The sequence below is a fragment of the Pseudomonas oligotrophica genome, from assembly GCF_021726475.1.
GTDB classification, from domain to species: Bacteria; Pseudomonadota; Gammaproteobacteria; order Pseudomonadales; family Pseudomonadaceae; genus Stutzerimonas; species Stutzerimonas oligotrophica.
This window is the reverse complement of sequence record NZ_JAKJRU010000002.1, coordinates 615323-628674: the sequence shown is the minus strand read 5'-3', so window position 1 is coordinate 628674 and position 13352 is coordinate 615323. Positions and strand designations below refer to the sequence as shown.

Here is a 13352-nt window from a genome sequence, read left to right as displayed (position 1 = left end):
GCACCCAGTCGCCTTTTTCGTAGGGTGGGAAACCGCGCAGCGTTTTCCACCGAATGGGCCAACGGCCCTTGCCTCCCTCTCTAGGAGACAGCAATGAACGTACTGATCATCGGCAGCGGTGGCCGCGAGCACGCCCTGGCCTGGAAGGTCGCGCAGGATGCGCGGGTCGAGAAGGTCTTCGTCGCACCGGGCAACGCCGGCACCGCGCTGGAAGCCAAGTGCGAGAACGTCGCCATCGACGTGCTGGCCATCGAGCAGCTGGCCGACTTCGCCTCCGCCAACGTGCAGCTGACCATCGTCGGCCCCGAGGCGCCGCTGGTGAAGGGCGTGGTCGACCTGTTCCGCTCGCGCGGCCTGTCGATCTTCGGCCCCACCGCCGCTGCCGCCCAGCTGGAGGGCTCCAAGGCCTTCACCAAGGACTTCCTCGCCCGCCACGCGATTCCCACCGCGGCCTACCGGAACTTCACCGAGGTCGAGCCGGCGCTGGCCTACCTGCGCGAGCAGGGCGCCCCCATCGTGATCAAGGCCGACGGCCTGGCCGCCGGCAAGGGCGTGATCGTCGCCATGACCCTGGCCGAAGCCGAGGCAGCGGTGCGCGACATGCTCTCCGGCAACGCCTTCGGCGACGCCGGCGCGCGCGTGGTGATCGAGGAATTCCTCGATGGCGAAGAGGCCAGCTTCATCGTCATGGTCGACGGCGAGCACGTGCTGCCGATGGCCACCAGCCAGGACCACAAGCGCGTCGGCGACGGCGACAGCGGCCCGAACACCGGCGGCATGGGCGCCTACTCGCCGGCCCCGGTGGTCACCCCCGCGGTGCACCAGCGGGTGATGGACGAGATCATCTACCCGACCGTGCGCGGCATGGCGGCCGAGGGCAACGTCTACACCGGCTTCCTCTACGCCGGCCTGATGATCGACAAGAGCGGCGCGCCCAAGGTCATCGAGTTCAACTGCCGCTTCGGCGACCCGGAGACCCAGCCGATCATGTGCCGCCTGGAGTCCTCGCTGGTGCTGCTGGTCGAGGCCGCGCTGGCCAAGGCGTTGAACAAGGTCGAGGCGACCTGGGACCCGCGTCCCACCCTCGGCGTGGTGCTGGCGGCCGGCGGCTACCCGGGCGACTACGCCAAGGGCGATGTGATCGAGGGCCTGGACGAAGCGGCACAGCTGGACGGCAAGGTCTTCCATGCCGGTACCGCACTCGACGCCGAGGGCCGCGCGGTGACCGCCGGTGGGCGAGTGCTCTGCGCCACGGCCATCGGCCGCAGCGTGGAGGATGCCCAGCAGCAGGCCTACCGGCTGGCGGAGAAGATCCGCTGGAACGGCATGTTCTACCGCAAGGACATCGGCTACCGCGCCATCGAGCGGGAGCGCTCCGGGCACTGACCGGGCGTTCTTCGCAAAACCCGGCGATGGCGCTGCCGGGGCGCCATCGCGCGATTTCAGCCCGGCAGCGGCGTGGCTATAATCCGCCGTCACACTCGTGAAGGGACTTCGGTCGTGCGACGGCTCTGGATTGTCATCGCGTTGATGTTCGGCTTGCTGACGGGCCATGACGCGCTTTCCGCACCGTCACTCGAGCCCGCCGTCGACGACGGCCAGAGCTGGCGCCTGCTCATCGATCGCTCGGTGCGCCTGACCTTCGAAGAAGTCGTCGCCCAACGCCCACTGTTCCAGCGCCTGGACAAGCTCGCCTTCAGCGCCCCGGCGAGCGACCAGGCCGTCTGGCTGCAGATCAAGCTGCCGCCTGCGGCGACACCGCACTGGTTAAGGCTGTATGCACCGCGCATGCAGTACGTGGACTTCTACCTGCTGCGCGACAGTACGCTGGAGCGGCACGTCGCCACCGGCGAACTGCGCCCGCTCGCTTCGCGCCCACTGCCCGACCGCGCCTACCTATTCGCCGTCCCCGACGATGGCCAGGCCCGCACGGCCTATATCCGCCTGCAGTCGAGCCATCCGATGATGGCCTGGTTCAGCCTGATCGACCAAGCCGGGCTGGTGCAGCAGGCCAATCCGGCCTACCTGTTCGGCGCGCTGTTCGGCGCCATCGCCCTGCTGATGGTCTACAACCTGCTGCGCTTCGCCTACACCTTCAGCTACAGCCACATCTGGCTGGCCGGGGTGCTCGGCGCGATGCTCGCCTGCGCGATCGCCAACCTCGGCCTGCTGGCGACCTGGGCCCCGCGCCTGGTGTACAGCCAGCCGCTGATCGCCGATGCCTCGACCCTGGTCGGCTGCCTCGCCCTGCTGGGCCTGACCCTCGCCTTCTTCCAGCCGCGCCGCCGGCCCTGGTGCAACTGGCTGCTGGGCCTGCTGTTCAACCTTTGCCTGGCGCTGGCCGGGGCCATCATGCTCGGGCCCTGGCTGTGGAACACCTGGCTGGTCTACCTGACGGTCGCGCTGGTGATCCTGGCCTGCCTCATCGTGGCCGCCTGGCACTGGCGTGCCGGCTATCGCCCGGCGCGCCTGCTGGTCGCCGGCCTGCTGCTGTTCGGCGGTGCCTACCTGTTCTTCGTCCCGGCGCTGCTGGGGCTCGAGCAGTTCCGCCCGGGCCTGCTCACCGGCGGGCTGTTCAGCTCGGCGCTGGTCGCGGGCCTGCTGATGAGCTTCGCCCTGCTCGAGCGCCAGCGCCTGTCGCTGGCCGACAGCCGCACGCAGCACACCGCGCAGGCGGTGCTCAGCGCCGAGCTGCGCACCAAGGCCGACTTCCTGGCCCGGGTCAGCCATGAAATCCGCACGCCGATGAACGGTGTGCTCGGCATGAGCGAACTGCTGCTCGGCACCTCGCTGTCGGCCAAGCAGCGCGACTACGTGCAGACCATCCATAGCTCCGGCAACGAGCTGCTCAACCTGATCAACAAGATCCTCGACATTTCCCGCCTGGAGAGCGGCCACATCGAACTGGAAGACGTGCAGTTCGACGTCAGTGCCCTGATCGAGGACTGCCTGAGCATCTTCCGACCGAAGGCCGAGCAGCAGCACGTCGAGCTGGTCAGCGACATCCAGCCGCAACTGCCGCAGATCATCAGCGGCGACCCGGGGCGCCTGCGCCAGGCACTGCTCAACCTCTTGGACAACGCCTTCAAGCACAACGAGGGCGGCGACCTGCTGCTCAGCGCGGTGGTCGAGACTGCGGCCGGCCAGCCGCGGCTGCGCATCAGCATGCAGGACCACGGCAAGCCGCTGCAGCGGCACGAGCGCGACTCGCTGCTCAACCCCGGCAGCGACGGCCAGGACCCGCTGGCGGCCTCGTCCCACGGCGGGCGCCTGGGCCTGGTCATCGCCCGCCAGCTGATGCAGCTGATGGGCGGCGACCTGGGCATACACAGCGACGAGCACGGCAACACCGTCTGGCTCGTCCTGCCGCTGCCGCACGAGGGCCTGCCGCCGGCGAGCCCGGAACTGGAGCGCTCGCTGCACGGCGCGCGGCTGCTGGTGGTGGACGACAACGAGACCTGCCGCAAGGTGCTCGTGCAGCAGTGCGGCAGCTGGGGCATGGAGGTCAGTGCCGTCGGCTCGGGTCGCGAGGCGCTGGCGTTGCTGCGTACCCGCGCCCTGCTCGGCGACTATTTCGATGCCGTGCTGCTCGATCAGGACATGCCCGGCATGAGCGGTATCCAGCTGGCCAGCAAGATTCGCGAAGACTACAGCCTGACCCACGACATCCTGCTGGTCATGCTTACCGGCATGAGCAGTGCGCCGACCAAGGTCGAGGCGCGCAACGCCGGCATCAAGCGCATCCTGGCCAAGCCGGTGGCCGGCTACACGCTGCGCACGACGCTGGCCGAGGAGCTGGCGCTGCGTCAGCGCGAGGAGCGCACGCCGCCACCGGCCGCGGCTCTGCCGGCGCAGGTACCGCAGGACTTCCGCATCCTGGTGGCCGAGGACAACGGCATCTCGACCAAGGTCATCCGCGGCATGCTCAACAAGCTGAAGCTCGATCCCGATACCGCCAGCAACGGCGAGCAGGCGCTGCTGGCGATCATGGCGCAGCCCTACGACCTGGTGCTGATGGACTGCGAAATGCCGGTCATGGACGGCTTCGAGGCGACCCGCCGCCTGCGTGAATGGGAAGCCCGCGAAGGTCGCCCGCACACGCCCGTGGTGGCGCTGACCGCGCACATCCTCAGCGAACACCGGGACCGTGCGCGCGAGGCCGGGATGGATGCACACATGGCCAAGCCCGTCGAACTCTCGCAGCTGCGCGATCAGGTCGAGCACTGGGTCCAGGTCAAGGCGGCGCGCCCGCCATCCTGAGCCTGCCAGGCGGCCGACTGCGGCCCCACGCCTCGCCGAGCACTCGATCCCCGGCCCACACCGACCGGCGCACCGACGCTAACCCTCAGCATGCGCGACGATATCGCTGATGAGCAGCCCGCTGGCCGGCCGCGAGGGCATGCGCGTCTCGTCGATGCGCAGATCCTGCTCGGGCAAGCGGTACTGCATCCCGCGGGTCAGCAGGCGCAGCGCCGCCTTGAGCAACTCGATCGCCGGGCGCTCGCCCGGACAGCGATGGCCCTGCGCCGCGTCGCCGCCACCCTGAGTGACGAGGCGATAGGGCCCCGGCCGGCAGTCGACGAAGCGTTCGGGGCGGAACGCCTCCGCCTCGTGCCAGGTCCGCGGATCACGGTTGGTGCCGTACAGATCCAGCAACACGCGCGTGCCCTTGGCGAAGCGGTAGCCCTGCCAGTGGAACGTCATGCGCACCCGCGCCGCGGTGAACGGGAAGAATGCGTGCAGCCGGCGAACCTCCTGGGCAAAGGCTTCGCACAGGCGATCGTCATGCAGGCGCTCCCGCCATTGCGGGTGACGCTCCAGTTCCAGCGCGGCGAACACCACGAAGCGCGCCACCGCGACCGTCGGGCGCAGCAGGTTGAGCAGTTCGACCGCGGCCGTATGCAGCGGCAGTTGCGTGCCGTCCAGCTCGCGATGGCCGGCGACCCAGGCCAGCGGAGAATCGGCAGGGGCGAACCCGCGCCGCGCCTGGTCGAGCAACGCGGCAGCCCAGGCCTCGGCCTCGCGGCGCGCTCGGCGCGCCTGCCAATGTCGCGGACCAATACCGCCGGCCCCGTCGAACAGCGCGACCAACTGCGCGCAGCGCCGCTCCAGTTCGCCGGGGCCGAGCGCGATGCCGGCCCAGGCGCATACGCTGTCGGTGAGCACCTGCTCGACGGCCGGCAACAGCTCGATCGTGCCGGACGCCGTCCAGCGCGGCATGGCCGCCCGCCAGCGCTCCTCGAACAGCGCCACCAGCTGCCAGAGCCGCTCGGGGCCCAGCAGGTCGAGAAACAGCTGCTTGCGCTGGCGATGGGCCGGGCCATCGAGCCCCTGCACGCCCCCCTTGCCAAACAGGGTCCTCTGCAGCAGCCGCGGCGCAGCCCCGGCGCGCTCGAACCGCTCCTCGTCGTAGAACAACCGCGCCGCCTCCTCGCCGCTGATGCACAGGGTGTCCTGCAGCAGCAGGCGCACCGCGAAGACGTCGCTGCCCAGCCGCCGGCAGCGGTTACGGATAAAGCCATTACCCTCCCTGAGCAGGGCCAGCGAACCTTCGATGCTGTCGTCGTGTGGAATCTCGCTCATCGGTACACATCCAGGCTTTCCCATGCTGACCACACCGCGGTACGGCAGTGCACCGAGTGCTGCCACGACATGACAGGCGTGCACGACACTGAACAAATCCGGCCTGCCGCTGCCGATTAAGGCAGTACTGGCCGAATCCCGTGCGGCAGTGCATGCTTTGCGCCCTGCCGCACACCGTGCCCAATCCAGCTACCTGCCCCCGCCGCAGCGAGGAGCCCGATCGATGACGAGACGAAGCGATATCGCCTGGACCCTGATCGGGCTCGTGGCGGTGCTGCTGTCCGGCTATCTGCTGTACGAAGAGGTTCGCAACATCTCTCTCGCCGAGCTGACCGACAGCCTCCTGGCCATCGCCAGCGGCCACTGGATCGCGGCGGCGCTGGCCACGCTTGGCGCCTACTGCGCGCTGGCCTGGTACGACCGCATCGCCATGCTGCACCTGGGCAAGCGCATCTCCTGGTGGTTCATCACCCTGTGTTCGTTCACCACCTACGCCCTGGCCCACAACATCGGCGCCTCGGTGTTCTCCGGCGCGGTGGTGCGCTACCGCGCCTACCGCAGCAAGGGGCTGACGCCGCAGGAGATCGGCATCCTGATCGTGTTCTGCTCGCTGACCTTCGGCCTCGGCACGCTGCTGGCCGGCGGCGCGGTGCTGGTCCTCAAGCCGTCGGTGCTCGACCGCATGGTCGAGATCGACCCCTGGGTCACCGTCGGCCTGGGCTCGCTGCTGCTGGGGCTGGTGGCGCTCTACGTGCTCGGCTCGTGGCGCCAGTTCCAGCCGTGGAAGTTCGGCAAGTGGCACATCGAGTACCCGCGCCTGCGCATCGTCGCGCGCCAGCTGCTGGCCGGCCCGCTCGAACTGCTCTGCGCCGCGGCGATCATCTACTTCGCCCTGCCGCCGGAACAGAACCCCGGCTACCTGACGGTGCTTGGCGTGTTCCTCGCCTCCTTTTCCCTGGCGCTGCTGTCCCACGCACCGGGCGGGCTGGGCGTGCTGGAGGTGACCTTCCTCGCCGCGCTGCCGGAGCTGGACACCGCCGACGTGCTGGCCGCGCTGATCGTCTTCCGCGCGCTGTACCTGCTGCTGCCCTTCGCCCTGGCGATCTTCATCGTGCTGGGGTTCGAGACCGGACAATGGGCCGAACGCCGGAAGCAGCGAAGCTGATGCGCAATAACGCCAGCCGGCGCTGGCAGGCGAGCGCCACTCAGGCGATCATGACGCCCCCGAACGCGATCCAACCGACATGACCGATACCCAGCTGCAGACCGAACACCAGCCCCGCCCGCTGATCGACATGGCGGTCAGCATCGTCATTCCCTCGCTCATCCTGATGAAGCTCAGCGGCGAACAGCGCCTCGGCGCCAACGGCGCGCTGGTGCTGGCGCTGGCCTTCCCGCTTGGCTGGGGGCTGTGGGAGCTGGTCCGCTATCGCAAGTTCAACTGGATCGCCCTGCTCGGCCTGGTCAGCGTGCTGCTGACCGGCGGCATCGGCCTGCTGCAGCTCGATACCCAGTGGCTGGCGATCAAGGAAGCCGCCGTGCCCGGGATGATCGGCATCGCCGTGCTGCTGTCCACGCGCACGCGCTACCCGCTGATCCGCACCATGCTCTACAACCCCAAGGTGATCAACGTCGACAAGGTCCACGAGCAACTCGAGCACAAGGGCCTGACCGCCTCCTTCGAGCGACGCCTGCAGCGCGCCACCTATTGGCTGAGCGGCACCTTCTTCTTCTCGTCGGTGATGAACTACGTGCTGGCCAAGTGGATCGTGCACAGCCCGGCCGGCACCGAGGCGTTCAACGCCGAGCTGGGGCGCATGACCCTGCTCAGCTACCCGATGATCGCCATCCCCAGCATGCTGATGATGATGGCCATCCTCTACTACCTCTGGCGCACCATCCATGACCTGACCGGGCTGTCGCTGGACGAGATCATGCACGCCCCCCACGAGCGCAGCGCACGCAAGTGAGGGGCGCAAGCGCCACTAGAACACCAGCTTGAACAGCCCGATCACCACGATCAGGCCAATGATGAAAATGATGCCCGCGGTACCACCGATGAACTTCAGCATGGGATGTTCCTCCTCCGTTATCGTCATTCGGTGGACAGCGCAGGGGCCGGCGACGTTCGTCGGTTGCCTCAGCCGGAGAGCGACAGCATCCACAGCGGCAGGCTGATCGCCGCCACCAGGGTGGAGAGGAACACCGCCGAGCCGACCGGGCGGGTGTCGTCGGCATCGCGCACGAAGGCCAGCACGTTCACCCCGCTCGGGCAGGCGGCGAGCAGCACCAGCACGCTGCGCGCCTCGTGGCCGAGCCCCGGCAGCCAGCCCGCCAGCCACCAGACCAGCGCCGGGAACAGGCCGAGCTTGATCGCCGTCAGCAGCACCGCCGTGCCACTGGGACGCAGGCGGTAGCGCGCCAGGCTCAGGCCCAGCACCAGCAGCGCACAGGGCAGCGCCGCCTGGGCCAGCCAGCCGGCCAGCCGCCAGAACGGCTCGGGCAGCTCGAGCCCGGACAGGTTGAGCAGCGCCCCGGCCAGCAACCCGACGATCAGCGGGTTGGCCAGGTTCTTGGCCAGTGCCGGCAGACTGACGCGCTCGCCCGAACCCAGCGCCACGTAGAAGCTCTGCAGCGAGAACAGGATCAGGCTGTGGAACACCAGGATGGCGAACACGTAGACCAGGCTTTCGCTGCCCAGCAGCGTGCTCACCAGCGGGATGCCGACCAGCACGTTGTTCGAATAGGCCGCCGCCAGGCCCAGCGCCGAGGGTCGGCCACGCAGCCGGTGCACCACCAGGTTGACCGTGAAGAACACCAGCAGGACCGGCGCGAAATAGGCCAGCAGCAGCATCGGCGACATGCCCTGGCTGAGCTCGGCGCGGGCGATGCCGTTGAACAGCACCGCCGGCATGAACAGCTTGAAGGTCAGCGCCGCCAGTCCGGCCGCCCCCTGCTCGGTCAGCCACTGGCGCCGGCCCAGCACAAGCCCGAGCGCAATCAGCGCAAAGATCGGCGCAATCGCCTGAACCGCTACCATGCAACGACACTCCCGAGGCTAGTCGCCGGGCTGGCGAAAAGCCTCAAGAATATCGGCCCAGAGCGGCCCCTGCACCCCCGGATTGCGTCGCTCAGGCCAGCGAGGCCCGCGCCGCCGGTTGCTCGTGGCGCGCCAGACGCTCCAGCACGTCGGCCAGATCACGGCGCCAGTCGCGCTGGCTGATGCCGTACTGCGCGTGCAGGCGGCTGCAGTCGAGCACCGACCAGGCCGGCCGGCGCGCCGGCGTCGGGTAGTCGCTGGTGGCGATCGGCCTGACCTGCGGCCGGCGGGCAAGCAGGCCGAGCGCCTCGGCCTGGCGGAAGATTTCCTCGGCGAAGTCGTACCAGCTGCACGCCGGTGCGCCGCTGTAGTGGTAGAGCCCCCAGGCCAGCGAACCCTCGCGGGCATAGTGGCGCGCCAGCCAGAGCAGCACGCCGGCGATATTGCCGGCCTCGGTGGGGCCGCCGACCTGGTCGCTCACCACGCCCAGGCTGTCGCGCTCGGCGCCCAGGCGCAGCATGGTCTTGACGAAGTTGTGCCCGTGCAGGCCGTAGACCCAGCTGGTGCGCAGGATCAGGTGTTCGGGCAGCTGCTCGGCGATGGCCTGCTCGCCCGCCAGCTTGCTGGCACCGTAGACGCCGGTGGGCGCAGTGTGATCATCCTCGCGGCAGGGCCGGTCGCCCTCGCCGCAGAACACATAGTCGGTGGACAGATGCAGCAGCGGTACGCCAGCCCGCGCCGCGGCCGCCGCCAGGTTGCGCGGCCCGTCGCGATTGATCGCATAGGCCTGCTGCTCGTCCTTCTCGGCATTGTCGACATGGGTATAGGCTGCCGCATTGATGATCATCTGCGGCTGGAACTGCTGAAGATCTCGTTCGATCTGCTCGGAGCGGGTGATATCGAGCTGCTGCCGGTCTCTTCCTATCGCCGTCAGGCCAAAGTTCGCAGCCCGCTCGACCAGTTCGCGACCGACCTGGCCATTCGCGCCACACACGAGAATCCGCATCGTTTGTTGCCTCGTCGAAACGCCCCACCACGGGTGGCGTTCTGGATAATCCTGGCCGCCTTCTGTGGCGGCCGCTTGAACCAGCTCCAGCCGGAGCTGACTGCCCTCAGACGCGCCGATCGGCGCCGACGCCTCGCGCCAGGGCCGCTCGCCCATGAGCACAGCGACCTTGAGGCCCAAAAAAAACGCGTTTGTTCCGCAGCCGTATCATTCAGCTACAACTTTCGTCGCCCCGTTCACGGCAGTACCGGTATCCGCCGCGCCAGGCGAATCTCCTCGGCAGAAAGCTCGGCCGCGTAGGCGAGCACCTCGACGCCGGCGGCCATGGCATCCTGCAGCGCGGCAGCATACAGCGGATCGATCTCGCGCGCCGGGCGCACGCCCTCGACTCCAGACAGGTTCACGCAATACAGCAGCACCGCCCGCTGCCCGCTACGCGCCAGCGCGGCCAGTTCGCGCAGGTGCCGCGCACCACGGCTGGTCACCGCATCGGGAAAGGCCGCCACCGCATCGTCGGCAAAGCCCAGGGTCACGCTCTTCACCTCGACATGCACCTCGCTGCCCGGATAGCTCAGGCAGAAGTCCACCCGGCTGTTCTCCTGTCCGTAGGCGACTTCGCGGCGCAGTCGGGTGAAGCCGTCCAGCTCGGCGATGACGCCGTCGAGCAGCGCTTCCTCCACCAGCCGGTTGGCCCGCGCGGTGTTGATGCAGGCCAGGCGACCCTGCGGCGTCTCCACCAGCTCCCAGGTACCGGGCAGCTTGCGCCTGGGATCGTCGTTGCGGGCGAACCAGACCCGCGCACCCTCGGCCATGCAGTTGAGCATCGAGCCGGTATTGGGGCAGTGGATGCACAGCGGCTCGCCCTGCTCGGTCACCACGTCGGCGAGAAAGCGCTTGTAGCGGCGCACCAGCCGGGCCGCTTCCAGGGGCTGTGCGAAACGCATCAGGGCCGCCAGCTCTGCAGGCCGCGGGCGATGCGCGCGACGGCCTGCTCGAGCACCGGCAACGCCTGGGTATAGGCAAACCGCACATGGTGGCCGGCCTGGTGCCGGCCGAAATCCAGCCCCGGGGTGATGGCGACAAACTCGGTCTCCAGCATGTGCTGGCAGAAGCGGTAGGCGTCGCCGCCGAAGGCGCTGATGTCGGCGTACAGGTAGAAGGCGCCCTGCGGCTCGACAGCGATGCCGAAGCCCAGCTCGCGCAGCGCCGGCAGGAGGAAGTCGCGACGCTTGCGGAACTCGGCGCGACGCGCCTCGAGAATCTCCAGTGTCGGCGCCTCGAAGCAGGCCAGCGCGGCATGCTGGGCCATGCTCGGCGCGCTGATGTAGAGGTTCTGCGCGAGCTTTTCCAGCTCCGCCACGGCGGCTGCCGGCGCCACCAGCCAGCCGAGCCGCCAGCCGGTCATGCCGAAGTACTTGGAGAAACTGTTGAGCACGAAGGCCTGGTCGTCGACCTCCAGCACGCTGGCCGCGTCCACGCCGTAGGTCAGGCCGTGGTAGATCTCGTCCACCACCAGATGCCCGCCGCGCTCCTTCAGCGCCGCGGACAGTGCGGCCAGCTGCGCCCGCTCCAACAGGGTGCCGGTGGGGTTGGCCGGCGAGGCTACCAGCGCGCCGACGCTGGCCTGGTCCCAGTGCCGCGCCACCAGCTCCGGCGTCAGCTGATACTGGCTCTCCGGCCCGACCGGCACCAGTTGCGCCGCGCCCTCGACCAGGCGCAGGAAGTGCCGGTTGCACGGGTAGCCCGGGTCGGCCAGCAGCCAGTGGCGTCCCGGATCGACCAGCAGGCTGCTGGCCAGCAGCAGCGCACCGGAGCCACCGGGAGTAATAAGGATGCGTTCGGGGTCTATGGTCAGACGGTAGCGCTGGCTATAAAAGGTGGCGATCGCCTCGCGCAGTTGCGGCAACCCGCGGGCAGCGGTGTAGCGAGTGTGCCCGGCGGCCAGCGCAGCCTGCCCGGCAGCGACGATGGGCGCGGCGGTGGTGAAGTCCGGCTCGCCGATCTCCAGATGGATGACATCATGGCCCTGAACCTGCAGCTGGTTGGCCCGGTCCAACAGCGCCATGACATGGAAGGGTTCGATCGCACGGCTGCGTGCGCTGAAAGACGCGGTCATCGGGCCCACCTGAGCGGTCAAAACGAGGATTCTACCCAAGGCCCCGTCACGCCAGAAGACACATCGCTTCGGGAGTAGCGCACCCCGAGCCGATCTGGTAAGTTCGCCCGCTTGCAGCCGCAGGGCCGGCACGAGCCGGCGGGGACACATCATCTGCGCAATGGACATAGCGAGAGGCGTTCATCCATGCCCATTACCAAAGCGACACCGACTAGCAGTCAACTGATTCGCGCCTTCGAGCCGTACAAGGAATCCCCCGGCGAGGAGTACATGAGCGACAAGATGCGCGCTCATTTCACCGGCATCCTGAACAAGTGGAAGCAGGAGCTGATGGAGGAAGTCGATCGCACCGTGCACCACATGCAGGACGAGGCTGCCAACTTCCCGGATCCGGCCGACCGCGCCAGCCAGGAAGAGGAATTCAGCCTGGAGCTGCGTGCCCGCGACCGCGAGCGCAAGCTGATCAAGAAGATCGACGAAACCCTGCAGCTGATCGAGGACAACGAGTACGGCTGGTGCGAGTCCTGCGGCGTGGAGATTGGCATCCGCCGCCTCGAAGCCCGCCCGACCGCCACGCTGTGCATCGACTGCAAGACGCTGGCCGAGATCAAGGAAAAGCAACTCGGTTCCTGATCCCAACGGGGCGCCTAGGCGCCCCGCTTGTTTTCCCGCCTGATACGCCTTCCCGGCCGTCATGTCCGCGCCCACCCCACTCTCCTCCCAGCCTTATGTCGGGCGCTTCGCACCGACCCCCAGCGGCTACCTGCACTTCGGCTCGCTGGTCGCCGCCCTGGCCTCCTACCTCGATGCACGCGCCGTCGCCGGCCGCTGGCTGCTGCGCATGGAAGACCTCGATCCGCCGCGCGAGATGCCCGGTGCGCAACAGGCCATCCTGCAGACGCTGGAGCGCTACGGCTTCGAATGGGACGGCCCGGTGGTGCGCCAGAGCGAACGGCTGGACACGTACAACAGGGTGATCGAGCGCCTGCTCGAGCGCGGCCTGGCCTACCCGTGCCACTGCTCGCGCAAGAAGCTGCAGGGCCATGCCGGCGTCTATCCCGGGTTCTGCCGCAACGCCGGCCTGCCCCTGGAAGGCGCCGCGATCCGCCTGCGCGTCCCCGAGCGGGTATACGCCTTCAGCGACCGCGTACAGGGCGAGTTTCGCCAGCAGCTGGGCCGCGAGGTGGGCGATTTCGTCATTCGCCGGCGCGACGGACTGATCGCCTACCAGCTGGCGGTGGTGCTCGACGACGCCTGGCAGGGCATCACCGACGTGGTGCGCGGCGCCGACCTGCTCGACTCGACGCCGCGCCAGCTGTACCTGCAGGAGGTGCTCGGACTGCCGCAACCGCGCTACCTGCACGTGCCGCTGATCATCCAGCCGGACGGCCACAAGCTGGGCAAGTCCTACCGCTCGCCGCCACTCGCCGCGGACCAGGCCGGCCCGCTGCTGTTACGCGCATTGCGTGCCCTGGGGCAACAACCGGCGGCCGAACTGGCCGGCGCGGCTCCCGGCGAAGTGCTGGCCTGGGGCATCGCCCATTGGGATGCCGCGCGCATCCCGCACAGCCTGACGCTGGCCGAAGCGCAATTGCGCTGACGCGGTC

At 68.6% G+C, this 13352-nt stretch carries 11 protein-coding genes; 6 read left to right on the top strand and 5 right to left on the bottom strand.

The window, feature by feature from the left end; genetic code table 11:
• The first annotated feature begins 93 nt into the window (after positions 1 to 93).
• A complete protein-coding gene (gene purD / locus L3N39_RS06855) occupies positions 94 to 1386 on the top strand; it encodes a phosphoribosylamine--glycine ligase (RefSeq protein WP_237256522.1) in 1293 nt (430 codons plus the stop codon).
• A 144-nt stretch (positions 1387 to 1530) separates the two neighbouring features.
• Positions 1531 to 4260, top strand: a complete 2730-nt coding sequence (locus L3N39_RS06850; RefSeq protein WP_250646485.1) for a hybrid sensor histidine kinase/response regulator — start codon at positions 1531 to 1533, stop codon at positions 4258 to 4260.
• A gap of 78 nt (positions 4261 to 4338) precedes the next feature.
• On the opposite strand, the gene L3N39_RS06845 is transcribed toward L3N39_RS06850, so the two are convergent.
• Positions 4339 to 5583 (bottom strand): cytochrome P450, encoded by a 1245-nt coding sequence (locus L3N39_RS06845; protein ID WP_237256520.1) that lies wholly within the window; start codon positions 5581 to 5583, stop codon positions 4339 to 4341.
• 223 nt (positions 5584 to 5806) lie between these two features.
• Here L3N39_RS06845 and L3N39_RS06840 point away from each other — a divergent pair, with 223 nt between their 5' ends.
• The gene (locus L3N39_RS06840) at positions 5807 to 6748 is read left to right on the top strand and encodes a lysylphosphatidylglycerol synthase transmembrane domain-containing protein (protein WP_237256519.1); all 942 of its coding nucleotides are present in this window, start codon (positions 5807 to 5809) and stop codon (positions 6746 to 6748) included.
• Positions 6749 to 6827: 79 nt separating this feature from the next.
• On the top strand, positions 6828 to 7553 hold the full coding sequence (locus L3N39_RS06835; RefSeq protein ID WP_237256518.1) for a VC0807 family protein: 726 nt from the start codon (positions 6828 to 6830) through the stop codon (positions 7551 to 7553).
• 170 nt (positions 7554 to 7723) lie between these two features.
• On the opposite strand, the gene L3N39_RS06830 is transcribed toward L3N39_RS06835, so the two are convergent.
• From L3N39_RS06830 to L3N39_RS06815, 4 genes are all read right to left on the bottom strand, one after another.
• Positions 7724 to 8623: an AEC family transporter gene (locus L3N39_RS06830; protein ID WP_237256517.1), complete on the bottom strand. Its 900-nt coding sequence runs from the start codon at positions 8621 to 8623 to the stop codon at positions 7724 to 7726.
• Between the two features lie 91 nt (positions 8624 to 8714).
• The gene (rfbD, locus tag L3N39_RS06825) at positions 8715 to 9629 is read right to left on the bottom strand and encodes a dTDP-4-dehydrorhamnose reductase (RefSeq protein WP_237256516.1); all 915 of its coding nucleotides are present in this window, start codon (positions 9627 to 9629) and stop codon (positions 8715 to 8717) included.
• Positions 9630 to 9865: 236 nt separating this feature from the next.
• Positions 9866 to 10573, bottom strand: a complete 708-nt coding sequence (gene sfsA / locus L3N39_RS06820; RefSeq protein ID WP_237256515.1) for a DNA/RNA nuclease SfsA — start codon at positions 10571 to 10573, stop codon at positions 9866 to 9868.
• Positions 10573 to 11745 (bottom strand): pyridoxal phosphate-dependent aminotransferase, encoded by a 1173-nt coding sequence (locus L3N39_RS06815; protein WP_237256514.1) that lies wholly within the window; start codon positions 11743 to 11745, stop codon positions 10573 to 10575. Before L3N39_RS06815 ends, sfsA begins: the two co-directional genes overlap by 1 nt.
• A 186-nt stretch (positions 11746 to 11931) precedes the next feature.
• Between L3N39_RS06815 and dksA the strand changes: the two genes are divergently transcribed.
• Positions 11932 to 12378, top strand: coding sequence for an RNA polymerase-binding protein DksA (gene dksA / locus L3N39_RS06810; RefSeq protein WP_237256513.1), 447 nt, complete (start codon positions 11932 to 11934; stop codon positions 12376 to 12378).
• 61 nt (positions 12379 to 12439) lie between these two features.
• On the top strand, positions 12440 to 13345 hold the full coding sequence (gene gluQRS / locus L3N39_RS06805) for a tRNA glutamyl-Q(34) synthetase GluQRS (protein WP_237256512.1): 906 nt from the start codon (positions 12440 to 12442) through the stop codon (positions 13343 to 13345).
• Positions 13346 to 13352 lie beyond the last annotated feature (7 nt).